This is a genomic window from Rhizobium pantanalense (genome assembly GCF_030182525.1).
Lineage (GTDB): Bacteria > Pseudomonadota > Alphaproteobacteria > Rhizobiales > Rhizobiaceae > Rhizobium.
In genome coordinates this window covers 51,861-76,577 of the sequence record NZ_JAQJCH010000015.1, presented here as the reverse complement: position 1 = coordinate 76,577, position 24,717 = coordinate 51,861, and the positions used below count along the sequence as shown (strand labels likewise).

The following is a 24,717-nucleotide window of genomic DNA, read 5'->3' as shown; positions in this document are numbered from 1 at the left end:
CTATCGCTCCATGAGGTTGATCGACAACGGATGCATGGGCCGCAACGTGACCTTCATGACCGGCTTGGGCGAAGGCTCGGTCGAGCCGGTTACGCGGAATTTCTGCAGGAGCACGGCGAGGATAGCAACGGCCTCCATCATCGCAAAGCCGTTACCGATGCAGACGCGCGGACCGGCGCCGAAGGGCATGAAGGCGTAGCGATGGCGGTTTCGCGCCACTTCCGGCTCAAAGCGGTCGGGATCGAAAACCTGCGGGTCTTCCCAAAGGTCCGCATGATGGTGCACGGCGTAGATCGGTACGTAGATAATAGTGCCGGCCGGTATCATGTGCGTGCCGATGGTAAATTCGTGGATCACCGCGCGCGAAACGATTGGCGCCGGCGGATAGAGCCGCATGGCTTCGGAAAAGACCTGCCTGGTGTAGGTGAGCTTGGCGAGATGCTCGGCCGTCAACGGGCCGCCCTCGGTCACGGTGGCAATTTCTTCGAAGAGCTTGGCCTGGCAATCGGGATGGCGCGCGAGAAGATGGAAGGTCCAGGCAAGACCGAGCGCCGTTGTCTCGTGCCCGGCGGTGATGAAGGTCATCAGATTGTCGATGACCTCTTCGTCGGTCATCATGCGACCGGTTTCGGGGTCGGCTGCGTCTAGCAGCATGGAAACCAGATCGCTCCGTTCCCCGCCGCTGCGGCGCCGTTTGGCAATCACCGCGCCAAGGGTCGTTCGCAGGAAGGCAACGGCCGATCGCGCCTCCTCCTTGCCGGGATGAGGCATCCAGTCGGGCAAACCAAGAAGGCCCATCGCGAATTTCCAGCCGGTCGGCTTGAGGTAGTTGGTGATATTGCGCTCGACCTTGTCGACATCGATGTCATCGCCACCCGACATCATCGTATCGACGATGATATCGAAGGTGGTGCGCATCATTTCCTGACACAGGTCGATGGGGCTGTTCCTGTGGGTGAGCCAGAGATCGCGCCTGCGCCCGGCAGCTGCAATCATGGCCGGCTGCAGTTCCAGCAGTTTTTCATGGCGAAAGGCGCCGGCCACCGATTGTCGCTGCCATTTCCAATGGGCGCCATCCGATGTGAGAATGCCGTTGCCAAGGGCCGGGCCTAGCACGCGGCGGACATCCTCACCTTTGCCGAGCGCGTCGGAATTGCGCACCAGCGCCTGATAGATGAGCTCAGGATCGGCGAGATAGATCCGCAGTTTTCCACCCACCTTGGTGAAGACCATGGGCTCGGTGAAGATTTCCGGCGGCAGAGCGTCGAGCGGATTGCGGATCAGCGACAGGAGGACATGCGGCATCGAGCGCGGAGTGAGGGGAAACGTCGTCTGCGAGAGATCGGCAGCGTTCACGCGTGCATTCATCCTTCAGTCTCCTTGTTCAGCCCGGCGGATGCCTGTAGATCAGGATTAAGGTATTTGCCTTACAAAGAATAAGGTGGATACCTTAGAGCTTCAAGGGGGAACGAGATGGCGGCCAGTAAAGGTGGGAAGAAGGACGTGGCTGTGCGGCCCGATACGCGCGAGCGGATTCTCGTCTCGACATTGTCGCTCTTCAATCGGAAGGGGCCGGAAGCCGTCACCACGGCGGAAATCGCCAAGGCCGTGCGCATTAATCAGGGCAATCTCTATTATTATTTCCGCACCAAGGAATCGCTCGTCCTAGCGTTGTTCTCCCGCTTCGAAGCCGATGCTTTGGCGCTCGTCAGTCAAGCCGATTGTGTAGAAGGGGCGGATTCGAAAGCCTATGCCGGCTTTTTGCGCAAATGGTTCTCGCTGATCTGGACATATCGCTTCCTCTTTCGCGATATTCCCGGCCTGTTGGCAATCGCGCCCGGCTTGAGAGGGCCAATCCTGATGGTCAGCGCCGGCATGCGTGTTTCCGTCGATGCCATTTTTCAGCGCATGGAAGAGGCCGGCCTGATCAGCGCCGCCGCGGAGGAGCGCAATGCATTGATGACCAATATGCGGATCGTTGCCACCTATTGGGCCGTCTATCTCGGACTTCAGGAGGGCGTGGGTGAATTGACGCCTCAGCATGTGCATTGGGGGCTCGGTCAGGTCGCGAGTCTGTTGCGACCCTATCTCTCGCCGCAGGCACGGGTCGATCTCGAGGAGATGCTCGCGGAACCCTTCGCCTGAGGCTTTTACGCCGGGTAAGTCCTTGCCGTCATTCCCTTGGCAAAGGAACAAAGAATCTCAGAAGCCAGCCAAAATCGGATGATTTAATCTACTAAAAACATAGGGTTTATATCTAATAATTGCATGCGTCGCAGGGTCATCTATCCGTCAGACGACGCTTCCGATGGATCGTGAGGATCGCGACGATGAGATTATTCACACGGCTTGCCCTGTCGGCCGTTGCCCCGCTTCTTCTGGCACAGACCGCGCTGGCTGCCGGTGTGAACGGTGCGCCTGCGCCCTTCGACAAGGGCGGCGTAAAAGTTGCTCTGGTGAGCTATATCTCCGCCGGCGATTTCTTCCAGGCCTATCAGGCGGGTGCCGAAGCGCAGGCCAAGGCGCTCGATATCGATCTTCGCGTTTTCCCCGGGCGCCAGGACGCAGCCGCCCAGCGTGAACAGATCCTTCAGGCGATCAATCTCGGCGTTTCTGCCATCGTCATCGATCATGGCCTGCCGGAATCGCTTGGCGATGTTGTGCAGCAGGCGCTCGACAAGGGTATCAAGGTCGTCGCATTCGACGTCAATCTCAACAATCCGAAGATCCCGCAGGTCGAGCAGAGCGATCACGAACTTGCCGACCTCGCGCTGAAGCAGGTCGTCAAGGACAATGGCAACAGCTTCAAGGCGGGCTATGTCTATGTCGCCGGCTTTGCGCCGCTCGACCGCCGCAACGAGGTCTGGGATGCTTTCAAGAAGCAGAATGCCGGCGTCGTCGAAAAGGCTCGCTTCGGCAACGTCAGCGATACGACGGCGACCTCGACCGCCGATCAGGCCAAGGCGGCACTTTCGGCCAATCCCGATATATCAGTCGTCTTCGCACCCTATGATGAGTTTGCCCGCGGCGTGAAGCTTGCGGCCACGGATCTCGGCATTGCCAACAAACTGAAGATCTACTCGGCCGACGTATCGACGGCCGACATTCAGGAAATCACCGAACCGGGCAGCCCATGGGTAGCAACGGTCGCGACCAATCCGGCCGTCGTCGGCGCCGTTTCCATCCGTGCCGCCGCCTTGCAGGTCGCAGGGCAGGAGGTCCCGCATCAGATCACCGTCAAGCCGACGCTGCTGACGCAGGAAGGACTTCGCGCCGCCAACGTCCAGACGATCGAGGAATTGGCCAAGAAAGTTCCGGCCTTCAACGCCAGCGATGCGGTGACCGCCAGCTGGATACCGGACAAGCTTTTTTAAGCGGCCATTCTCGAGATGCCGGCGGGATTTCCGATCCCGCCGGATTACGTTACAGAACCGGAGTGCACATCATGAGCCAGTCCAACGTCATCTTTGCGGGCAATCGCAGTGTCACGCGCGCGGATCTCTTCGCCAGAGCCGAAGAGATTGCAGCCGATCTTTCCAAGCGCGCCGCAGAGCTTGACCGCGAAGGTCGTCCGCCACTCGGCGAGATCGTCAAGCTGAAAAATGCCGGCTTGTTGAACGCGCTGCACGGGTTGCAGATCGGTGGCGGTGGCCTCGATTGGGTGGACGGCTTGCGGCTGGTGCGCATTCTCGCGCGCGGGGAGAGCTCCATCGGCCAGCTTCTCGGTTATCACTACGTCAACAGCCAGTACATCTATTGGGCCTTCGACGAGGCCCGCGCCCAGGAGCTCGGCGGCAAGACGGTCGCCAATAGCCTTTACTGGGGTGCAGCAGTCAATCCGCGCGATCCCGGTCTCGTGCTGACGCGCCGCGGCAACGGTTATGTCCTGAACGGCCGCAAATCCTTCTCCACCGCCGCGCATGTCTCCGATTACGTCAACGCCAATGCTGCGCTTGATGACCGGATCGTCGGCTTCGCTGTCCCGACCAATCGGGCCGGTTACAAGGCCAATGACGACTGGGACAATTTCGGCCAGCGCCTTTCCGACAGCGGCAGCGTCGAGTTCCACGACTTCCCCGTCTACGAAGAGGATCTGGACAAGGCGGCATCGACCGGCGGCGAAGCGCCGGTGCTTGCGACCTTCAACACGCCGCTCATCCAGCTGGTCTTCGTGAACTTCTATCTGGGCACGGCGGAGGGTGCGCTACGCGAGGCTGTCGATTATGTCCGCACCACGACGCGGCCCTGGATCACCTCCGGCGTCGAGCGGGCATCGGACGACCCGTATATTCTTGAGCGTGTCGGTGAATTTACCGCAGCCCTCAAGGCATCCGCCGCTCTGGCCGACAGCGCTGCCGCGGCGGTTCAGGAGGCTCTTGCAAAGGGACATAAGGCAACGGCGCGCGAACGCGGTGAAGCAGCAGCCGAAGCCTATGCGGCGAAGGTGCACGCGACCCATGTTGCCCTCGATATAACCTCGCGCGTCTTCGAGATCACCGGCGCCCGCTCGACCGCGGAGAAATACCGCTTCGATCGTTTCTGGCGCAATGTTCGGACCCACACCCTGCACGATCCGGTCTTCTACAAGGCCAAGGAGGTCGGCGAGTTCGTGCTCAATGACCGGATTCCCGAGGTCAGCCTCTACAGCTGAACGCCGGGGCGAGGACGTGGGGGAGTCTAGAAAGTGGGTCGGCTCGTAATCCGAGTCGATGGTGACTTTACCCGCACTCAAGATCGCTCCGCGTCATTGGTATCTGGTGTGGTGTGGGCCCCTGTTGGAACACGCCACAGCTTCAAGCGGGCTCGCCCGATTGTGGCCTTCACGCAACGCTGGACGATTGATGTTCTGATATCTGGCTCACAAATCCTGTGCTCAACTCACTATTCTGTGGAGGGTTGCCGCCGCGCGCCGCAATGCGCACACGTTCCTCACTAGGATCTCTTCACTCACGAATCGCTCCAATGTCCGTTTCCTCAGGGATAGGCGATTGCGATTGAGAATGAAATTGATCCAATGGAGTCCTTCATGGCAGACATGCGCGCACCACTTTCAGGGGTGATACCGAAGATTTCCGTCGTCGGTGTCGGCGGTGGCGGCGGCAACGCAATCAACAATATGATCGCGCAACAACTTCAGGGCGTTGAATTTATAGCGGCAAATACGGATGCGCAGGCGCTTGCGACGTCCAAAGCGACCAGGCGTATTCAACTTGGCGCACAGGTGACAGAAGGTCTCGGTGCGGGCTCCCTGCCGGAAATCGGACGAGCCGCCGCCGAGGAATCCATTGATGAGATCATGGACCATCTCCACGGCACGCACATGTGCTTCGTGACGGCCGGAATGGGTGGCGGCACTGGCACGGGCGCCGCACCGATCATCGCTCGAGCCGCGCGGCAGGCAGGCATCCTCACGGTTGGAGTCGTCACCAAACCCTTTACGTTCGAAGGCAACCGGCGCATGCGCACGGCCGACGAAGGCATCGAGCGCCTCCGTGAAAGTGCCGACACTGTCATCGTCATTCCCAATCAGAACCTGTTTCGCATTGCAGATGCCACGACCACCTTCGAAAATGCTTTTGTGACCGCGGACCGGGTTCTGTATGCGGGCGTCAGCTGCATCACGGATCTGATCATCAAGGAAGGTCTCATCAACCTCGACTTCGCCGACGTCAAATCCGTGATGCGGGGAATGGGACGTGCGATGATGGGAACGGGCGAGGCGTCAGGGCCGGGCCGCGCGTCGAAAGCGGCAGATGCCGCCGTCTCCAATCCGCTTCTCGACGACATGAGCATGAAGGGCGCGCGAGGCGTGCTGATCTCCATTTCCGGCGGGACAGACATGACGCTGTTCGAGGTCGATGAGGCCGCCAGTCGCATCCGCGACGAAGTCTTTGCTGATGCCGATATCGTCGTCGGTGCGATCTTTGACAAGACTCTCGACGGGGTGTTCAGAGTATCGGTCGTTGCAACCGGTCTGGAAAGTCTCGCGGCGTCCGCCGGTCAGCCCATGGAAATCAGTATGGATCGGCACTAGCTGGCCTTAGTGTGGTCCTCCCGATTTATGCCTTTGATTGTATGAAAGCCCCGGCGACGGGGCTTTCGTCTATCCGTCAAAGCGCGCCGTTCTTCGGCGGGATGACGTCGTTCAGGTGATAATTGCCGACGACGTGATATTTCCAGCGAACGGGGTCGTGAAGCGTATGCGTGCGGGCATTGCGCCAGTGGCGGTCGAGATTGAGGTCGAGCTTCACGGAGGCTGTTCCGGCAAGTTCGAACAGCGTGTTCGTGGCTTCGATCGCGATTTCCGTCGTCAGCACCTTCGCTGCAGCAACGGCCAGCGTCGCCTCGACCACCCGCTTTTCCGTCGTCTCGACCTGCGCGGCATCGACCTTGCGGCCGGCGCGTTCGATGGTCGCAGCCGCCGCTTCCAGCCGGATGGCGATCTGGCCGACCTTGGCGATCGTTAGCGGATCGTCGCTGGCGCGCTCGACGCCGCTATCCATCCAGGGACGCGATCTGGCCTTCACGAAATCAAGCGTCTCGGCGAAGGCAGCCCGAGCAATGCCGAGATCAACGCCGGCATGGATGATCTGGCCGACGGAGCCGATCGTCGTCGGCCGCTCGAAGCCCTTGTGATGCAGGACGACATGGTCGGCATTCACATAGACATTGTTGAGCGCCGTCGTGCCACTGCCGGTCGTGCGTTGTCCAAAGCCATCCCAATCGTCGATGATCTCGACGCCTTCCGTGCCCTTCGGCACAAAAGCCATGACCAGCTTATCGGCTTCGTCAAGCGCGAAAACGGTGATCCAATCGGCAAAGAGAACGCCGGTCGAATAGAACTTGCGGCCATTGATGCGATAGCCGGGGCCGTCGCGGGTGATGCGGGTATTATAGTGCCCGACCGTTTTCGTGCCCCGCTCGGACAAGGCATTGCCGAATCGGTCGCCAGCCAAGGCGCGGCCGAAGAAGTAGCGTTTCTGATCCTCGGAGCCATCGACGCGCAGAGCCTCAAGGATATAGAAATGGTTCTGCGGGATCTGTCCGATCGAGCCATCCGCCTCAGCCAGGATCGCCGTGATCTCGGCCAGCGCTGCATTCGAAACATCGAGGCCGCCATACTCTTCGGGGACGGTAATCGCCAGCAGTCCAGATTGGGCCAGCGCATCCATCTCGGCAAAGGGGAGCAACCTCTCGCTGTCGCGCTCAGATGCGCTAGCGGCAAAGCGCTCGGCGAGCTTCTGGGCGACTGCCAGCGCCTGTTGTTCGGTCTCCAGTACCGTGGCCTCCGGGTGCGTGGCGTTGATATGGTGCAATTGCGCGTTCATGGGCAGGCTCCGATTTTATTCGCGCCACGATGCCGCATTCAAAGCCAGGCTTCGAGAAAAGGCATTTCATTTTTGGGGATGCGGTCGCGTCTTCATTCCTTTCTCTATAGAATTAATGGTCATTTACTGTCTGGAGCGATGTTCAGCTCGATGGCCGCCGGCAATCCTGGTGGATCAATGACGGCCGTCTCGCCAATCTTCAAAGCGGGCATGTGCCAGCGCAAGCGAGGCGACCAGGGGCGTGAACCTGTGGAATGGCAGGGGGCGATCGGATTGCAGCGGGATCGGCAGAGATTCCGCGGTTTCGCCGAGCGCCAGTCTCGCCAGCGTCCGGCCGAGTTGCGCCGTCATAGCGATGCCGCGGCCGTTGCAGCCGATCCCTCCGAAGAAACCGTCGCCGAAACGGTAGAGGCGCGGCAGGAAATCCGGCGTCATGATCGCCGTTCCGGTCCAGACGATCTCCACCCCAGGACGGTGGGGCAGGCGGAGTTCGGATGCGAGCCGGTCGACGACTGCGCGGCCGACACGCTCGAAGGCGCCGATGGGATTGATCGCCATGCCACCGCTGATCAGCCTGTTGTCGCGATCGAGCCGGTAGGTGAAGAGGTTGGAGCGCGTATCGCCGACAGGCCGGCGATTTGGGGCAATCCGGGCAACGGTTTCGGCATCGATCGGCTTCATCGCCACTTGATACACCTTTAACGGCACGCCCGTTCGGCCCATGCGGGAAGCTATGCCGCTTGTGAAGGCGTTGGTGGCGAGGATGACGGCATCCGTTTCGATTTCATGGCTCCCGAGGCCGACGCGCCAGGTGCCGCCATGTCGCTCGACGCGCTCGACCACACTGTTTTCGCGGATCGTAGCGCCGCGCCGCATGATCGCCCTTGCGAGCCCATAGAGATAATTTAGCGGGTGGATGGTGCCGCCGGAGTGATCGATCAATCCTCCGGAATAGATCGCCATACCGGTCTCGTTCCGGATGGCGCCGGCATCGAGAAATTCGACTGGACGGCCAAGCTCTGTCCAGTCCTTCGCCCTTTGGCGCAGGATCGCGGCCATGTCGTCGCCGTAAGCGGGCTGCAGCCAACCGGTCTGCGCGGCATCGCATGAAATCTGCTCCTCCGCGATGGTCGCAAACACCTCGTCGGCGCCCGCACCGACGAGCGACAACAGCGCATCCGCCTTGTCGCGCGGCAGCTTCTGACGGACGGTCGCCGGATCGGCCTTGGCGAAATTGGGAACGACGAAGCCGGCATTCATGCCGCTGGCACCGGCGCCCAATCGCGCGGCTTCGAGGACGATGACAGAGCGGCCGGCGCGGGCAAGATGAAGGGCTGCGGTCAGGCCGGTGAAGCCACCGCCGATCACGACGACGTTCGAGCGGGAAGGCAGGTCGCGGGAAAGTTCAGGGGCAGGGTCGGCTGTCAGCGTCCATAAAGTCGGATTGGTGGGGCGAGCGGCACTGCTGAGCATCAGCGGAGGGTCTCTCAATAACTACACCAGATAGCCGTCACCATGGATCAGCGGCTGAAAGGATTGCGCCAGGATGGTTTCAAGCGAGGCACGCCGATGGGAGCGCCTCGCCGTTTTGCAAAGTGGAGTGCCGCCTACTTGATCTTGTCCTTCAGCGCTGCAACGTCTTCCATCGACAGCTGTCCATCGGTCGCGACCTTGCCGTCGGCGATCTTCCAAAGCCGGAAGGGGCCGGTGATGTCGCCATACTGATCGAAGGAGACCGGGCCGATGACGCCTTCGTAACGGATCGGCTTGCCTTCCTTGATCAGGCCGAGCGCCTTGGCGAATTCTTCCTTGCCGGCATAGATCGGCGTGCCCTTGGGATCGACGACTTTATAGATATCATCCTTGAGCTTGGATGTGTCGTCGCCGGCGATAGCCAGCGCGAGACCGACGATCGCGCCCGCATCATAGGCTCGGTCAGCGGCCGGGTTGGTCGGCTCGATCCCCGAGAAATCCTTGTAGTTCTTGTTGAAATAGTCGGTCGAGGGCGTCGGCGTCGTACCCGAGGAGGTGCCATAGGCGTCTTTCAGATAGTCGGCGCCGACGGAATCGATAAAGTCCGGGCTGTTCATGCCGTCATTGAGCAGGAATTTCTGCGGGCCGCCTTGCGAGATCCATGTGCGGGCGATGGTCGCGCCGTCGACCGGCGTGCTGACGAGATAGAGGCCGTCCGGATCGCCGCCCATGCCGGCGGTGACTTCCGAAGCATAGCTCGACTGCTTTTCGTTGTAGGGCGTCGTCGAGGCGATCGTGCCGCCGAGCGCCTTATAGGCCTTCGAGAATTCGGCGACCATATTGACGCCGAAATCGTTGTTGACGTGGATGATCGCAAGCTTCTTGAAGCCCTTGTCGATCGCATATTTGGCGGCTGCAATGCCCTGCAGCGAATCCGATGTGATGGTGCGGAAGAAGATACCGTTGGTCTTGCCGTCGCGGCCGAGCGCCGTCAGCGTCGGCGAAGAGGCGGCCGGCGATACCTGCACGATCTTGGCGGGTGCGGTGACCGAGGTCAGGATCGGGATCGTCACCGAAGAAATGATGCCGCCGATGATGGCCGGTACCTTCTTGACCTGCACCAGCTGGGTCGCAGCATCCACTGCCACATTGCCCTGGCTCTGGCTGTCGCGCGTATCCGTCACCAGATCGCAGCCATGGGCGCCGCCGGCGGCGTTGATATCGCGGAAGGCCATCTCGACAGACTTCGCGCCCGCCTGGCCGTATTCGCCGGCCGGGCCGGTCAGTTCCATCACGAGGCCGACCGTGACTTTGCAGTCCGCGGCATTGGCGGCGCCGGCTGCGGCGAGAAGGGCCAGAGCCGTGGTGATTTGAAATATCGTCTTCTTCATCTTTGTTCCCCTTGTTCGGTCAACGATTTTCATTTCTGTTTTTTAGAACCTGTCAGGTCTCCGGCATCTGCAGCCAGGTTTCATGCAGATGCTGCCATTCGACGCCGTTGGGTGCCGATGAACTTGCAGTGAAAAGCGCGCTCGCCTGGCGGCGGCTATATTTGCCGGCGCGCGATTGGGCTTCGACATAAGTCAGGACGATAGTATCCGTAGTTTCGTAGCTCGCGCTGATATCCGAAATCTCGATGGTGAAATTGCCCTGAAACGTCGCCCGGTTTGCCCGGATGAGTTCGATGGTTTCAGCGCGGTCGAAGACGCGGCCGGTCGGCGGGATCATGTGAAAAGCCTGGCCGAAGGTGCGCTCGCAGCGGCCGAAATCCGTCTTGTCGGCAGTTGCGGCATCATACCAGGCTTCAAAGAAGCGATGAAAATCCAGCACTTCGGCGCTGGCCTTTTGAAAGAGGGGCGATTGCTGGCTCATATCTTCCCCGCATTGAGGTTGTAATGCATGATTGAGCCGTGCCTGCCGGTGCGGTCACGCTCCAGCGTATAGACATCGCCTTCAAGGCCAGGGCTTTGGGCGATGATGCCGGCGATCTGTCGGCGGTCGTCGTCCGAAAGGGCGATATCCATGATCTTGGCATTGGCAAGCGCATGTGCCTGATTGCGGGCGCCGACGATGACGGCGGCGACCTGCGGCTGTTCCAGCACCCAGGCGCTGGCGATCGTCGCGATATCGACACCATGCTTGTTGGCGATATCCTTCAAAGTCCTGAGCAGTGATTGGAACAGCTCCCAGCCGCCGAAGTCATCGATGATCAGCTTGTATTTGACGAGCGAGCGGTTCTCGAGCGGCATCTCGGGTTCCGGCTGTCCCAGCCATTTGTCGCTCAGGAAGCCACCAGCCACCGAACCGTAGCAGAGGAACTTCACGTCATTCTCCGCGGCCAGTTTGGCAAGGCTGTATGACGGCCGCTGATCGAGAACGGAATATTGCAATTGCTGGCTGACCAGTGGAATGCCGGCTTTCAGAATCTCGGCAATATGATGCGTATCGAAATTCGTCGTGCCGACATTGCGCACCTTGCCCTCGCGGCGCATCTCGTCGAGCCAGCCAAGCGCTTCGAGATAGCCGGGCAGGGAGTAGTCCCACCAATGAAACTGGACCAGATCGAGCTGTTCGGTCTTCAGTTTGTGCAGCGATTTGTCGACGATGCCACGAATATAATCGCGGCTGATGGTTGCGAGCTTCTCCAGATCGGGAACCAGCTTCGTGTGGACCTTCATCGCGCTTGAGGCTTCCGTGCCGCGCTCGTTGCGGAGCCGTTCGCGCGCCGCGCCGATCAGCTCCTCGACGCCCGTATAGATGTCGGCGCAGTCATAGGTGCGGATGCCGACGTCGAAGGCGGCGATCAGGTCGGTCACCGCCTGGGTGCGATCGATGGCGCCGTGCCCGCCGGCAAGCTGCCAACCGCCGCGAATAACGCGGGAAATCTTGTATCCGGGGCTGAGCTCAAAAGTCTTGGCGGTCATGCGGTTTATTCTCCTTCGGGCAACGGCACGGCCGTTGTTTCGGCATGGCTGAACCGCCGCTTGCCCGTCCTGACGATGCGCAGCCGGCTCGCGCAGTTCGGGTCGGGGCAGGCGATTTCTGCGTCCGAGGTCATCCAGTCGTTCTTGTGGGTGGGCCGTTGCTTGGCCGCCAGCAGCGGCAGGACGGCTGAAATGGAGTAGATCGAAAAGCCCTGGCCCGCAGGGAGGGACAGCATTTCGCCCTTGAGTTCGAAATAGTCGCCCGGCTTGGCGCCGCAATAGATCGGCTTGCCCTCGGGAATGACCGCTTCCACCCTAAGGTCGAAGAGCTCGAAACTGTCGTCGCTTTCAGCCGCCATCTCAGATCTCCGCGCGTTCGAAGGTGACGTCGCAGGCGCCGTTGCGGCGGATGATGCCGCAAGCGGCCGCGAAGTGCTCACGTTCTTCAGGGCGCGCCTGCGCGACGACGCTGCCGGCAAGCCAGCCGATCGGGAAGAGCAGGCGAGCGCCCTGACCATAAAATAAGCCAATATCGAAAATCGCATCTGGAGTGCCGCCCCACATACGCGGCGGCACGTAGCTGAGTACGATATCGCCCGGCTGCGGCGTCAGTGTCGCGTTCTCGGCGGGCAGGGCGTTCGCATAGGAAGCACCCTTCAGATGCGCCGGCGGGATCGGGCATGAGATTTCCGGGCCGGTCCACATGGCATGAATGCCGCCAACCACGCGCGGCTCATTCAGATAGGTCCAGAGAAAGGCGGTATTGTCGGGCGCCTTGGCTTCCAGCAGAGGCGCCAAGATACTGAGGCCGGAACGTGGTTCGGTGATCTTGATGGCGCGTTGGCTCATGCGGATAGGCCCTTCTTGGCTTCGGCTTCCAGTTTGCTGCGCAGGAAGGTGAACGGCCGGCTGATGTCTGCCACCAGCGCATCGCGGGCTCCCTTTGCATCCTGCGCGGCGATCGCCTTGACGATCGTGCGGTGATAATGGGCAGTATCGACCTCGCCTGCATCCGAGAAGGCGTAAATGGCGACGCGGATACAGGGGCCGGACTGCAGCCAAAGGCTTTCGATCATCGGGATCAGAACGGCGGAGCCGCAGGCGCGATAGATCTCGAAGTGAAAGGCCTGATTGAGCGTCACCTCGCGGTCGACATCCTTCTTGTGCTTCAGCGCGCGCATCTCGTCCCATTCGCCGAGCATGCTTTCGATGGTCGTAATCTGGCGCGGTGTCATGCGGGTGGCTGCAAGCGCGATCGCCTCGCCCTCTATCAGGATGCGGGCGCGCAGAAGATCGTCCATCCGCTCCAGCGTGATCGGCGGCACGCGGACGGATCGATTGGGAAGGGCTTCTAATGCCTTTTCGGTAATAAGCCGACCGAGCGCTTCGCGCACAGGCATGGTGCTGGTCATCAATGCGTCGGCCAAGCCGCGGATCGTCAGCACCTGGCTCGGCTCGAAAAGCCCGCCGATCAGCGCGCGGCGCAGCTCCAGATAGACCCGGTCCTGAACGGTTTCTCGCCCTACTGGCGCAAGCTGTGCGGCAATCGGATCGCTCTTGTCGGCGGTGGCCTTTTGCATTCGAAATCCCTTTTTCGGCTTGCGAAGAGGATTAAAGCTGATTAGCGTGATCAATGCAAGTGTGATCACAAATCAAATAATCAGGGAGCGGCAACGATCGCTTCCGGCCAGAGGGATCTCATGAGTACGACAACTGAACGGCATGGGGAGGAAGCCCCGCCTGTTCTGACGGCCCAAAACGTGGTGCGGCGTTTCGGCGGTCTCGTAGCCGTCAACGACGTTTCCTTCCACGTGCGCCAGGGCGAGATCCTCGGCTTGATCGGTCCGAACGGCGCCGGCAAGACGACGATGTTCGACCTTCTGGCCGGCAGTGTTGCACCAAGCAGCGGCGAGATCGTATTGAATGGGGCTGCTGTTGCAGGCGAGGCAGCCCATCGGCGGATCGCACGCGGTCTTGGACGCACCTTCCAGATCCCGCGGCCTTTTCCCAATCTGACGCTTCTCGACAACGTCATGCTGGCCGCCCAAGGTCAGACAGGAGAGCGCCTGCTGTCGAATTTCCTGCGGCCATGGAAGGTCGCCGCTGAAGAGAAGGCGGCCCATGCCAAGGCGGTGGAGTTGCTCGACCTCGTTCACCTGACGCGTCTGGCGTATGAACCGGCGCGCGTTCTGTCGGGCGGTCAACGCAAGCTTCTGGAGCTTGCTCGCGTCATGATGGCCGATCCTGCCCTCATCCTGCTCGATGAGCCCGCCGCCGGCGTCAACGCCACTCTTCTTGAGACGATCATCGACCGTATCCGCGATATCAACCAGCGTGGTGTCACCTTTCTTCTGATCGAACACAATATCGATATGGTCACGCGCCTCTGTCACCGCGTGCTTGTGATGGCGAGCGGCCAGCTTCTTTGCGAGGGCACACCGGAAGAGGTCGCCCGTGATCCACGCGTCATCGAAGCCTATCTGGGAGGCGCAGCATGAGCGAACCGGTCTTGAGTGTTAGCAATCTCGTTGCCGGTTACGAGCCGGGTGTTTCGATCGTGCGCGGTGCTTCGATTACGGTGGCCGAGAAGGAAATTGTCGTCGTGCTCGGCCCCAATGGTGCCGGCAAATCGAGTTTCATCAAGGCGATTGCCGGTCTGGTTCCGGTTGAAAGCGGCACGGTCGAGCTGGCCGGCAGGGATATTACGAGTACGCCCGCACATATGATGGTTCGGCTCGGCCTTGCCTTCGTGCCGCAGACGGAGAATGTCTTTCCGCTGATGTCCGTCGAGGACAATCTGAAGGTTGCCGGCGGCATTCTGAAGCCGAGAGACGTGCCTGCTCGCATCGAAGAGATGTATGCGACCTTTCCGGATCTTGCCCGTCATCGCCGCATCGCGGCCGGGAATCTTTCCGGAGGGCAGCGGCAGATGCTGGCCGTTGCGCGCGCTCTTATCGTGCATCCGAAGCTTCTCGTTCTCGATGAGCCTTCGGCCGGCCTCTCGCCAAAATTCGTCTCGATGGTCTTCGACATGCTGACCGAAATCCGCAAATCCGGCGTCACTATTCTGCTGGTCGAGCAGAATGCCAAGGCGGCGCTTGCGATTGGCGATCGTGCCTATGTTCTCGTCGAGGGCAAGGACAGGCATGAAGGCGTTGCGTCGGAGCTTTGGAACGATCCCGTCATTGCCGAACTCTATCTCGGGCAGCGACCAGCACCGTCGATAAAGGGAGGTGCGGCATGAACCTGCAATTCATCATCGATGGCCTGCTCACGGGCTCGATGATTGGCCTTGGCGCGATAGGTGTGACGCTCACCTATTCGATCTTGCGTTTCTCGAACTTCGCCCATGGCGATTTCATGGCCTGGGGCACCTATGCGACGCTTGCCGTCGTCAGTGCTATCGGCGCAATCTTCGGCAAAGTCGCTCCCATTGGCCCGCTTTCCTTCGGTTGGCCGCTGATCGTGGCGGTGATCGTGGCGATGGGCTTTACCGGCGTCCTTGCCCTCGCACTCGATAAGGTGCTGTTTGCGAGACTACGCGCCAAAGGCCAGTCGATCATCGTCGTCATGGCGAGCTTCGGTGCCTCCATGGCGCTGCGCAGCTTGCTCGAATTTCTCTTCACATCGCGCCCGACCTATTTCAGCCGCGCCATCCAGATCGCCATGCCCGTCGGTTTCGGCATCCGCATCACGCCCGATCAGATCGCCCTTTTGATCGTCACGGCACTTTTGGTCTTCGGCGTTCATATGCTGATGACGAGGACGCAGACAGGGCGCTCCATGCAGGCGCTGAGCCAAAATCCGGCGCTTGCCCGTGTCGTCGGCATCAATGTCGCCAAGGTCGTGCGCGTCACCTGGCTGATCGGTGGAGGGCTCGCCTGCGTTGCCGGCGTGATGATCGGCATTCTCGTGCAGATCCGGCCGTTAATGGGCTTCGACATGCTGCTGCCGATGTTTGCTGCGGCCATTCTCGGTGGTATCGGCAGCGTGCCGGGCGCAGTTTTGGGTGGATTGATCATCGGCCTTGCCGAGGCAGCGGCTGTTCAGCTGATCGGAGCGGAATGGCGTGCCGCCATCTCGTTCATCATCCTGATGGCGGTGCTGTTCATCCGACCGATTGGCCTTTTCGGAGTGAGAGAGCGATGATGGACATTATTGGCTATGGCGCTTTCTTCCTGACCACCGCGCTGATCTTCTCCTTCATCACCCTCGGCCTGAACCTGCAATGGGGCCTAACCGGCCTCTTCAATGTCGGGCTCGCCGGCTTCGTAGCGATTGGCGCCTATACCTCGGCCCTGCTGACGACGCCGGATACGGACGGACGGTTTGGTGGGTTCGATCTGCCGATCCTCGTCGGCTGGCTCGGCGCAATGATTATCGCCAGTCTTGCCGCCGCCATCATCGGTGTGGCGACGCTCCGACTGAAATCCGATTATCTGGCGATCACAACCTTCGGCGTAGCCGTCGTCGTCCAGCTCGTGGCGCTGAATGCGCAGAAACTGACCGGTGGCCCCTTTGGTATCGGCTTCATTCCGCGCCCATTTTCGAGCCTCGCCGAAACGCCGCTTCTTTTCAATTTGGCCAATCTCGGCATCGTGGTCGTCGCATTGCTGATCGTTTATTTTGCGCTGGAGCATCTTGTAAAAAGCCCCTGGGGACGTGTTCTCAAGGCGCTGCGTGAGGACGAGCGTGCCGCCATTTCTCTCGGCAAGAGCGCTCGCTTCTATCGCGTACAGGCCTTTGCCGTCGGTGGTGCGGTCATGGGATTGGCCGGCGCCATACAGGCGCATTTCATTGGCTTTATCGCGCCGGATAATTATCTTCCAATCCTGACCTTTCAGGTCTGGGTCATGCTGATCGTCGGCGGCTCTGGCAGCAATAAGGGTGCTATCGTCGGCAGCGTTCTGGTCTGGGCTATATGGGCTGGTTCCGGTGCGCTGACGAGCATCCTCTTTTCGCCCGAACAGCAGGCTCGCGCGGCATCGCTGCAGATCGTGGCAATCGGCATCATGCTCTGCATCATCCTGCTGGTGCGTCCCGGCGGCCTCTTTGGCAATATGCCGCGGCGGCGATCGGCGGTCGCGCCGCAACAAAAAACGGCCGAGGACAAGAACAGCGCCGCCTCATAACCTAGCGCCTGAGGGAGCTGGAGCGTTGCTCCAGTTTTACGCTATGCGCAGTCGCAAGGCGTGTTGCCTCTAACCTTTAACGGCGCCTGCCGTCATCGAGCCCGAAAGCTGGCGATACATCACGAGGCCGAGCAAGGCTGGCGGCAAGGCGCCGAGGATCATGACGGCGGATGCCAGCCCCCATTGCACGCCGCCGCCGCTGGCCGCGAAGAAGAAGGAGGCGCCGACCGTCATCGGGACGGCGCGGTTGGTCGTCAGCATCAGGCCGAAGAGGAATTCGTTCCAGGCAGTGATGAAGCCGAAGATGAAGGTGGTGACGAGCGCAGGGCGGATCACCGGACGAATGACCATGATCATGATCTGGAAGACGTTGGCTCCGTCGACCGTCGCGGCCTCGTCGAGCTCTATCGGTATGTCGGATATGGCATTGACCAGCATGACCAGCGCCAGCGGGATATTGACGATCGTCAGAATAAGCCCGAGGCCGATCCGGGTGTCGAGCAGGCCAAGCCACTGATACATCATATAAAGCGGGATCGCGAAAACGACCAGTGGCACGGCGCGAAGGTTGATAACGAGTGGAAGCAGGAGCTTTTGTCCGGTCTCGCTACGAGCGATCACGTAAGCCGCCGGGAAGGTAAGCACGATCGCCAGCAGAGTGCCCATGAGCGCTGCCGCGGCGCTGTTTGCGAGATAAAGGAAAATGTTGAAGCGCTCGATGTCTGTCAGTACCTTGACGTAGTTGTCGAAGGTCGGCTGTTCGATCCAAAGGCCGGGATTATTGGAGATCTCGCGTGTGGTCTTGAACGAAGTAATGAGGGTGACGAGGATCGGAAAATTCATCGCGAAGACCACGATACCATAAACGATCCAGCGTAGGAGTTTCAGCATCTCATCTCTTCCTTCGCGCGCCAAGCCAGTTCAGGCTGTAGAGAACCAGCAATGAGGTGATGAACAGGACGACGGATGCCGCCACCGCCTTGCCGATGGCGCCCTCCTTGAAGAAGGCCTGGTAGATGTAGATCGACAATGAGGTCGTCGATCCACCGGCCCCGCTGCCGGTCAGGGCGTAGACATTGTCGAACACGCGGAAGCCGTCGATGAAGCGGATGAAGAAGGCGACGGTCAGCGTCGGCAGCATCAGGGGCAGTTCGATACGCCAAAGCCGCTGGAGACCGGTTGCGCCATCGAGCGCTGCGGCCTCGCGCACATCTTCGGGAATGGCGATGTAGGCGACGTAGAAGAGCAGAAAGGCGAATGGCGTCCATTGCAGCACTTCGACGGCGACAAGCGTGCGGAAGGCGTTCTGATAGTCGAGGAAAGCCGGGCTGTCGCCGAACCATTCGAAAAGATAATAGGGTACAGGTCCGGCAAATTCATGCAGCACGAGGCGGTACATCAGGCCGACCATGGCGGGTGCGACCATCAACGGCAGCATCAGCGGAGCCATCAGAACAGGGCGTGCCGATAGAAGCGGCTTCAGAAAGATCGCCAGGAAAAGGCCGAGCAGGCATTCCGAGATAGCCGTGATGATGCCGAAGCGGAAGGAGAACCAGACGGATTGCCAGAATGCGGCTTCCGTCAGCACTGTGACGTAATTGCCGACGCCACTGATCCGTGGGCTGCGCAAAGTCTCAAACGAAACGGCCGAAACGGAATAGAGAAGATTGAGAAGAGCCGGGAAGCCGAGGAACAGCAGCAGAAACCCGACCAACGGTGCCAGGTAAAGCCTGCCTTCGGCGCGTTTTACAAGAGCCATGGGTTTCAGCCGTATTGGCCGGATGCCGTCAGAACCTTTTCGCTTTTCGTCGAATCGCGAAAAGGCTCTATTCTTCTGTTTTTACGCAATTCCGGACGGAAAACCGCAATACACTTTTCCTGGAATTGCTCCAAAGCCGGCACTCGGCCCTTGTCCTTATTTCTTCAGGAGATCCTGCATGCTCGCCTTGGTATGGGCAAGCGCATCCTCAAGGCTCTGCTGGCCGGACCAGTAGCCGGTGAATTCCTTGGCCTGCAGTTCGTAGACTGAAAGCGCCTTGGCCGAGGTTGCTCCTGTCATGACGTAGCCATACTTGCTGGCAAACTCGCCGAGCTTCACGAGATCGGGACGCTCCTTGGCCACCTTGGCGACGACATCCGGCGCCAGCGCCGGTGAACCGCCGGCGCGCGCATAGGCAAGAGCCGCATCCTCGGAGGACAGCCACTTGAGGAACTTGATCGCGCCTTCCTTATTCTGCGCGTTCTTGTTCAGCCCTAGGCCGAGACCGTGGATATGGTCGGCGCGACCATTCGGCCCGGCCGGCGGCGCAACGATGCCGGTGACGTCGGCGACGGCAGGCGACTTCTTCGCATCGGTGAGCTCGGCAGCCGCGGCATTCCATTGCAGGGCAGTCGCGGCTTGGCCGGAGCTGAAGGCGGCATTGGTTTCGGCATATTCGTAGCTCAGCGAATCCTTTGGCGATGCGCCGGCATCGTAAAGCGTCTTATAGAGCTTCAGTGCCGTCTTATATGCATCCGACTCGATCGTGACATTGCCGCTCGCGTCCATCCAGTCGCCGCCATAGGAGCGCGGCAGGGATTGGAACACCATCATGTTGAAGAGAAGGTTCTTCATCTGCAGCACGGTGCCGTAGCGGACTGGGCTCTGGCGGTTCACCTGCTTGCTGAAATAGAGCGAAGTCGCTGCCCAGTCATCCCAGGTCCAATCGTCAGGCTGCTTCGGTGCCAGCTCCTTGCCGAGATATTTCTTGGAGATCTCGGCATATTTGGCTTTGGCATCGGGATCGGCGATGAGGGCATCAATGAGATCCTTGCGGTAGTACATGAAATGCAGCGACAGGTCCGTCGGCACGCCATATTGCTTGCCATCGAACTGCATCGTCTTCAGCACCGTGTCGCCGAACACTTTGGAGGCATCCGCATTAAGTTCGATCGGCTCCATGTAAGGTGCATAGCGGCCGATCGAATAGGTCGCGACCAGATTGACGTCGAAGGCGTTCGAGCCGGCTGCCATGTCGGCCTGCAGCTTGTCGAAAAAACCGTCGCGATTGAAGAACAGCAGCTCGACCTTGTCGGCATCCGGTGCCGTCTTGTTGTAGAGATCGGCGGTGGCGCGCAGCGCCGTTTCCTCCGAGCCTCCCGGCCAGCCGAGCACCACAACCTTGGCATTGGCAAGTCCCGGCAGGGCCGTTGCCGACAGCATGAGGGCAAGTAGTGTGGACGATATGTGCTTGAATTTCATTTTTGTTCCCTTTCCTTATCGTTGTTTGTTGAATTGGGCAGGTCTGTTCATCGATGGCGCGCAGCAAGATCTGCCGCGCCGATGATGCCAGCATTGGAGCCGAGGCTTGCGGCGACTAGGCGCGGTGCCAGATGCGGCGGCAATCCCTCGAGTTGCGCACTGACAGTGTCTAGATAGCCGGATGCCAAACCGATACCGCCGCCGATAACAATACGTTTCGGCGCGAACATCATCTGGATGTCACGGCATAGAAGCGCGATGCGTGACGCCGACTGCGTGATGATCGCTTCGGCCCAGGCGGCACCTTCGCGTGCCTTTTGAAAGATCTCGTGTGCCTCGGCCGGATGCCCGGCACGGGCGGCTTCGGCCGCCATCCACCGACCCGAAACGAGGTCCTCCAATGGTGACTGGCCGTGTGTCGGTCCGCGAAGCAGGCCGAAATGACCTGCCAGACCCAATAGCGGCCGCCCATTAATTACGATGCCGCCGCCGATGCCCGTCGATATGGTTAAAAAGACGGTATCCTCGTTGGCGCCGGCGCCGAACCTGTGTTCGCCCCAGGCTGCAGCCTGAGCATCGTTGACGGCGAGAGCCGGCTTGCCGAAGAGTTTGCTGGCCTGTGCCGCCAGCGGATAGCCGTCCGGAATTGCGAGTGTCGCGGGATTGAGGGTCGACCAGCATCCGTCCCTTATCAAGCCAGTTGCCGCGATGGCGACGCGCTCATATCGACCGACCCAGGACTTTGCCCGCTCGGAGACGGCCGCCAGCCAGGCGTTCGGGTCTGCCTGCCGGCTGGTTGCGATGGTTGCCTTATCAAGTACCTGCGCGCCCTGGACCAGGGCCGCCAGGGTCTTAGTACCGCCGATATCGATCGCCAGCGTTGCATCATTGCGCTCGGAAAAGGCAGCGGAAACAGCGCCGTCGAACCAGAGTGTCACATGCTCGGTGCGCGTGATTGCCGATCCGACGACGACGGCACAGGCACCGGCCCGCACGGCATCCGCCGCCTGTTCGGGTGTGCGGATGCGGCCTTCGCCGATCACATAGGGCGTGAGCTCCCGCATGGCGGCAATCAGCGCGATATCCGGCTCCACCGGTTCGGGGCCGCCGACATAGCCGGACATAGTCGTGCCGACGAAATCGACGCCGGCGTCGAGGGCGCGTTTGGCATCCCCAACACACGAGCAATCCGCCATCGACAGCAGACCTCGGGCCTTGATGGCGGCAATCAGCGCTTCGATCGTTGCCGGACGAGGCCGGTCGGTCGCATCGAAGGCGATGATATCGGCGCCGGCATCGGCCAGCGCCTCGACATCGGTGATAAAGGGAGTGATGCGCACCGGGCTGTCATCGAGATCACGTTTGACGATGCCGATGATCGGCGCGTCGACGGCGGCCCTGACGGCTGCGACGTAAGCCGCCGACTCGATGCGCAAGGCACGGGCGCCAGCGGCCAGCGCCGCACGCGCAAAGCCGCTGACGAAAATGGCCTCATCCATCGCCCCGCCCGGTACGGGCTGGCATGAGACGATGAGGCTCAGATTGAGATCTTCCTTGCGCATTCGGCACCCCTTTCGGAGCGCAACGATAGAGAATGATCACCAGAAAGCAACCGGTTTTAAACTGGTATCATCGCTGCAGTTCGAAGACGAAATCATAGACCTCGCCCTTGTAGCGGGTCTCGCAATATTCGACGATCTCTCCGTCTGCGAGAAAGCACCGCCGCTCGGTCGTCAGGATCGGTGCGCCCGGTTCGCAGCGCAGACGCTGCGCATCCTCGGGCGAGGCGGCGCGCGCGCGCATGCGCTGGACGGCACGCCTAGGAAGAAAGCCGCGCTCGGCCAGCGCCTCATAGAGGGAATCGCCGACGAACGAAGGTGAGGGAAGGAAGCGCACGGGCACGGCGGCATGTTCGACTGCGATCGGTGCGCCATCGGCTGTTCGCACGCGGCGCATCCGCAGGACTTGCGCATTGGCTGAGATGCCGAGCGCCATCATCTCCGCCGGCGAAGGTCGGGTTAACTGTTTGGAAATCCAGACGCAACCGGGCTCCATTCCACGAGCGCACAGGTCCTCGGAGAAACTGGTGAGGGTGGAAAGCGATTTTTCGACGCGCGAGCCAATCTCGCTGCGGGCACCCTGCCGTCGGCTCAACATGCCTTCCTCCTCCAGCATGGCGAGTGCTTTTCGAACGGTGACGCGCGACAGGGAGAGGGTTTCCGCAAGCGATCGCTCGCCCGGCAATACCGAGCCGGATTTGAAGGCGTGGCTGCGGATGGCGGTTTCGATCGCGCTCTTCAGCTGCTTGTAGAGCGGCATCCCCTCTGTGCCGGAAGCAAGCTCTTTCCTGACCAGCTCAATAATATCAGTTGCCAAGGCAGACTTCCCGTTGATGGCGTGGCGACGAAATGTCGCCCTGTTTGCTACTGGTATTATACTGTACAGGTTTTTGCGATCTGTCGAGGCGGGTAAAGGGCATACCGGTCCGCTGAAGCGGACCGGTATGCATTTCATATTAGGAGGCCAGAGCGCGGCGTGCGGTCTGGGCTGGCATGGCTTTGCCGGGGACCCGCAAAGGGGCCTTTGCGACGACGGGCGAAATGCGGGTCGTATTGCTCTTGGTCGCTCCCAGCCAGCGAAGAATCGCGTCGAAACCGGGCTGGGCAGCCCGCTTGAATTCCGGGCTCATCTCCTCGTCCATGCCGCAGAGCGAGGCAATTTCCTGGAAGTCGACACGTCCTGCCCGAAGGGGAGGGCGCGACTGGAAAACGATCAGGCCGATCATGAAGCCTTTGATATTCTCGAAGCTACGCGGCTGAAGCAGCGGCTTGAGCCGCATATCGCAAAAATCCGAAATCTTGCGCTGGAAAACGTCAGAGGCAGAGCTTTTCTTTATGGGCATTATTCATTCCTTGCAGGCGACATCATCCAAAGGTCGGGGTGTGGCCCGCTAAAGCACGCAGGTTAACGAAGCGCAAACAACCGACCGATTGGCCGCTTTCAATTCTACGATACGTCGCCATTTGGCAAGCGAAAGATCGATCACGCTTCGGTCGGCACCGTTTCCGGCACGAGGCAGCGAAAGAGATCAGAAGTCTTGTCGTCGAGCCATCAAGACCATGAAAAAACTGTAACTTGCCTCCCGTGTCATTGAGAGCGACATTTTCCTTGCGCCGGAATTATGAGGTGAAAGACATGTCAGTCTTGGAAATGCTAGTCAGACGCCGGATGCAGGAAGAATATGCCAAGGGTACATCGCCGGAGCGCATCACCCGGCTCCTGCAGGAATTCTTCAACGGAGCAGAGGCCTCCCAAGCCGATGCACTGCGTTCGGAAGAGTATGCTAATGAATTCAAGATTACAGGTAGTTAGACTGTGACCTTTTGAATGAGGCAAGGCGCTGTTTTTTACAACGCTTTGCTCATTGTTCTCGGCTTTCCGATCTGGCCGGCCCGCATCGGCGGGATTCGTTCAGCAGGCGAATGGCTCCGCGTATTGCGGAGTCCAGGCTTGCATAGCGCCGATGATTTCGTCCGCGCCCTTCCTCTCCCCCTATTCATTCCGCTCGGATGCGAATTGAGAGACCGGTGGCTTAAAATCCGATTTCCGCGCTTCCTCCGAGGCGCGACAAAATGCAGGGGCCATGGTGTCTGTGACGGCTGCCTTTCTCCGTCCAATGATGTGCGTTTCCGGTTCTGTCAGAGCGGTTCAGCTTTTCATCGAATAAATGAACCGCTCCAGCTCTTTGTCTTCACGCAATTCCGGACGGAAACGGCTGCGCACTTTCCTTGGAATTGCTCCAGGTTGACCTATGCAAGGTCGGAGTGCAATCAGAGAACGACGACCTTTGTTCCCACGCCGACCCGGCCATAGAGATCCATGACATCCGGATTTGCCATGCGGATGCAGCCGGACGACACCGCCTTGCCGATCGAGTTCGGCTCATTGGTGCCGTGGATGCGGTAGAGGGTGGAACCGAGATAGAGCGCTCTCGCTCCGAGGGGATTATTGAGTCCACCTTCCATGTGGTCAGGCAATTCCGGACGGCGAGCGATCATTTCTTTGGGCGGCGTCCAATCGGGCCACTCCGCCTTGCGGCTGATCGTCTCGGTGCCCTTCCAGGCGAAGCCCTGCTTGCCGACTCCGATGCCGTATTTGAGGGCAGTTCCGTCGTTGAGCACGAGATAGAGACGCTTTTCCTTGGTGGAGATCACGATTGTGCCGGGATCGTAGCCGGAGAAGCGCACAACGCTGCGCGGGATCGGCGACTGCGCCAGACTGGCCCGCTTGTCGTCCTTGAGCCCCGGACTGAATTGGGGAGACACCGCATTCCGATCGATCGAAGCCTGGCGCCCTGGGCGAGGGGGTGGCGGGAAATCGCCGTCCTCGTCGTCATAGTCGTTGTAAGGGTCACCCCGATAGTAATAGCCATCGTCGAGACGCGGATCGTCGCGATAGCGCGGCGGCGCCTGCCGCGAATAGTGCGGAGCGACATAGCCGCCATCCAGATCGTCGCCGTAATCCGGTAGATATCTCCATTCCTGCGCATGCGCGGCGGCGCTTGCCATCAGTAAAGCCAGAGCGGGCAAAAGAACAAATTTTTTAGTCTTCACGTGATA

Annotated in this window: 25 protein-coding genes; 9 read left to right on the top strand and 16 right to left on the bottom strand. The window is 60.2% G+C overall.

The window, feature by feature from the left end; genetic code table 11:
• Complete coding sequence (locus tag PH558_RS29780) at positions 1 to 1,368, bottom strand: cytochrome P450 (RefSeq protein ID WP_285208036.1); 1,368 nt, start codon at positions 1,366 to 1,368, stop codon at positions 1 to 3.
• A 105-nt stretch (positions 1,369 to 1,473) separates the two neighbouring features.
• On the opposite strand from PH558_RS29780, the gene PH558_RS29775 reads away from it, so the two are divergent.
• The 4 genes from PH558_RS29775 (at position 1,474) to ftsZ (ending at position 6,034) form a co-directional block, all read left to right on the top strand.
• The gene (locus PH558_RS29775; RefSeq protein ID WP_285208035.1) at positions 1,474 to 2,145 is read left to right on the top strand and encodes a TetR/AcrR family transcriptional regulator; all 672 of its coding nucleotides are present in this window, start codon (positions 1,474 to 1,476) and stop codon (positions 2,143 to 2,145) included.
• Positions 2,146 to 2,330: 185 nt separating this feature from the next.
• The gene (locus tag PH558_RS29770; RefSeq protein WP_285208034.1) at positions 2,331 to 3,374 is read left to right on the top strand and encodes a substrate-binding domain-containing protein; all 1,044 of its coding nucleotides are present in this window, start codon (positions 2,331 to 2,333) and stop codon (positions 3,372 to 3,374) included.
• A 71-nt stretch (positions 3,375 to 3,445) separates the two neighbouring features.
• A complete protein-coding gene (locus PH558_RS29765) occupies positions 3,446 to 4,651 on the top strand; it encodes an acyl-CoA dehydrogenase family protein (RefSeq protein WP_285208033.1) in 1,206 nt (401 codons plus the stop codon).
• 375 nt (positions 4,652 to 5,026) lie between these two features.
• Entirely contained in the window at positions 5,027 to 6,034 is a 1,008-nt protein-coding gene (ftsZ, locus tag PH558_RS29760; RefSeq protein WP_285208032.1) for a cell division protein FtsZ, read from the top strand.
• 76 nt (positions 6,035 to 6,110) lie between these two features.
• Here the strand turns inward: ftsZ and PH558_RS29755 are convergent, their stop codons facing one another.
• From PH558_RS29755 to PH558_RS29720, 8 genes are all read right to left on the bottom strand, one after another.
• Positions 6,111 to 7,328: an SfnB family sulfur acquisition oxidoreductase gene (locus PH558_RS29755; RefSeq protein ID WP_285208031.1), complete on the bottom strand. Its 1,218-nt coding sequence runs from the start codon at positions 7,326 to 7,328 to the stop codon at positions 6,111 to 6,113.
• A gap of 174 nt (positions 7,329 to 7,502) precedes the next feature.
• Positions 7,503 to 8,801 carry an NAD(P)/FAD-dependent oxidoreductase gene (locus tag PH558_RS29750; protein WP_285208030.1) on the bottom strand — a complete coding sequence of 433 codons (1,299 nt, stop codon included), beginning with the start codon at positions 8,799 to 8,801 and terminating at the stop codon, positions 7,503 to 7,505.
• Positions 8,802 to 8,935: 134 nt separating this feature from the next.
• Positions 8,936 to 10,192, bottom strand: a complete 1,257-nt coding sequence (locus tag PH558_RS29745) for an ABC transporter substrate-binding protein (protein WP_285208029.1) — start codon at positions 10,190 to 10,192, stop codon at positions 8,936 to 8,938.
• A gap of 52 nt (positions 10,193 to 10,244) precedes the next feature.
• Entirely contained in the window at positions 10,245 to 10,673 is a 429-nt protein-coding gene (locus PH558_RS29740) for a hypothetical protein (RefSeq protein WP_285208028.1), read from the bottom strand.
• Positions 10,670 to 11,725 carry an aldo/keto reductase gene (locus PH558_RS29735; protein WP_285208027.1) on the bottom strand — a complete coding sequence of 352 codons (1,056 nt, stop codon included), beginning with the start codon at positions 11,723 to 11,725 and terminating at the stop codon, positions 10,670 to 10,672. Before PH558_RS29735 ends, PH558_RS29740 begins: the two co-directional genes overlap by 4 nt.
• A gap of 5 nt (positions 11,726 to 11,730) precedes the next feature.
• On the bottom strand, positions 11,731 to 12,084 hold the full coding sequence (locus tag PH558_RS29730) for a TIGR04076 family protein (RefSeq protein ID WP_095437503.1): 354 nt from the start codon (positions 12,082 to 12,084) through the stop codon (positions 11,731 to 11,733).
• A 1-nt stretch (position 12,085) separates the two neighbouring features.
• Positions 12,086 to 12,574: a DUF3830 family protein gene (locus PH558_RS29725; protein ID WP_285208026.1), complete on the bottom strand. Its 489-nt coding sequence runs from the start codon at positions 12,572 to 12,574 to the stop codon at positions 12,086 to 12,088.
• Positions 12,571 to 13,305: a GntR family transcriptional regulator gene (locus PH558_RS29720; RefSeq protein ID WP_095437714.1), complete on the bottom strand. Its 735-nt coding sequence runs from the start codon at positions 13,303 to 13,305 to the stop codon at positions 12,571 to 12,573. Before PH558_RS29720 ends, PH558_RS29725 begins: the two co-directional genes overlap by 4 nt.
• Before the next feature lie 120 nt (positions 13,306 to 13,425).
• On the opposite strand from PH558_RS29720, the gene PH558_RS29715 reads away from it, so the two are divergent.
• The 4 genes from PH558_RS29715 to PH558_RS29700 are packed head-to-tail and all read left to right on the top strand — an operon-like array spanning position 13,426 to position 16,857.
• Positions 13,426 to 14,223 (top strand): ABC transporter ATP-binding protein, encoded by a 798-nt coding sequence (locus PH558_RS29715; protein ID WP_285208025.1) that lies wholly within the window; start codon positions 13,426 to 13,428, stop codon positions 14,221 to 14,223.
• Entirely contained in the window at positions 14,220 to 14,969 is a 750-nt protein-coding gene (locus tag PH558_RS29710; RefSeq protein WP_285208024.1) for an ABC transporter ATP-binding protein, read from the top strand. Before PH558_RS29715 ends, PH558_RS29710 begins: the two co-directional genes overlap by 4 nt.
• On the top strand, positions 14,966 to 15,874 hold the full coding sequence (locus tag PH558_RS29705; RefSeq protein WP_285208023.1) for a branched-chain amino acid ABC transporter permease: 909 nt from the start codon (positions 14,966 to 14,968) through the stop codon (positions 15,872 to 15,874). The genes PH558_RS29710 and PH558_RS29705 overlap by 4 nt, the downstream gene beginning before the upstream one ends.
• A complete protein-coding gene (locus PH558_RS29700; protein ID WP_285208022.1) occupies positions 15,871 to 16,857 on the top strand; it encodes a branched-chain amino acid ABC transporter permease in 987 nt (328 codons plus the stop codon). The genes PH558_RS29705 and PH558_RS29700 overlap by 4 nt, the downstream gene beginning before the upstream one ends.
• Positions 16,858 to 16,926: 69 nt before the next feature.
• Here the strand turns inward: PH558_RS29700 and PH558_RS29695 are convergent, their stop codons facing one another.
• The 6 genes from PH558_RS29695 to PH558_RS29670 all read right to left on the bottom strand — a co-directional run bounded on the left by PH558_RS29695 (position 16,927) and on the right by PH558_RS29670 (position 23,000).
• Positions 16,927 to 17,748 carry a carbohydrate ABC transporter permease gene (locus tag PH558_RS29695; RefSeq protein WP_095437509.1) on the bottom strand — a complete coding sequence of 274 codons (822 nt, stop codon included), beginning with the start codon at positions 17,746 to 17,748 and terminating at the stop codon, positions 16,927 to 16,929.
• A gap of 1 nt (position 17,749) precedes the next feature.
• Positions 17,750 to 18,616: a carbohydrate ABC transporter permease gene (locus PH558_RS29690; protein WP_095437510.1), complete on the bottom strand. Its 867-nt coding sequence runs from the start codon at positions 18,614 to 18,616 to the stop codon at positions 17,750 to 17,752.
• Between the two features lie 156 nt (positions 18,617 to 18,772).
• Complete coding sequence (locus PH558_RS29685; RefSeq protein ID WP_285208021.1) at positions 18,773 to 20,098, bottom strand: extracellular solute-binding protein; 1,326 nt, start codon at positions 20,096 to 20,098, stop codon at positions 18,773 to 18,775.
• A gap of 47 nt (positions 20,099 to 20,145) precedes the next feature.
• Positions 20,146 to 21,660, bottom strand: a complete 1,515-nt coding sequence (locus tag PH558_RS29680) for a putative N-acetylmannosamine-6-phosphate 2-epimerase (RefSeq protein ID WP_285208020.1) — start codon at positions 21,658 to 21,660, stop codon at positions 20,146 to 20,148.
• 67 nt (positions 21,661 to 21,727) lie between these two features.
• Complete coding sequence (locus PH558_RS29675) at positions 21,728 to 22,417, bottom strand: GntR family transcriptional regulator (protein WP_285208089.1); 690 nt, start codon at positions 22,415 to 22,417, stop codon at positions 21,728 to 21,730.
• A gap of 196 nt (positions 22,418 to 22,613) precedes the next feature.
• Positions 22,614 to 23,000 (bottom strand): hypothetical protein, encoded by a 387-nt coding sequence (locus tag PH558_RS29670; protein ID WP_095437514.1) that lies wholly within the window; start codon positions 22,998 to 23,000, stop codon positions 22,614 to 22,616.
• A 293-nt stretch (positions 23,001 to 23,293) separates the two neighbouring features.
• On the opposite strand from PH558_RS29670, the gene PH558_RS29665 reads away from it, so the two are divergent.
• The gene (locus PH558_RS29665; RefSeq protein WP_168192602.1) at positions 23,294 to 23,470 is read left to right on the top strand and encodes a hypothetical protein; all 177 of its coding nucleotides are present in this window, start codon (positions 23,294 to 23,296) and stop codon (positions 23,468 to 23,470) included.
• A 458-nt stretch (positions 23,471 to 23,928) separates the two neighbouring features.
• Here the strand turns inward: PH558_RS29665 and PH558_RS29660 are convergent, their stop codons facing one another.
• Complete coding sequence (locus PH558_RS29660; protein WP_168192603.1) at positions 23,929 to 24,666, bottom strand: L,D-transpeptidase family protein; 738 nt, start codon at positions 24,664 to 24,666, stop codon at positions 23,929 to 23,931.
• Between the last annotated feature and the right edge of the window lie 51 nt (positions 24,667 to 24,717).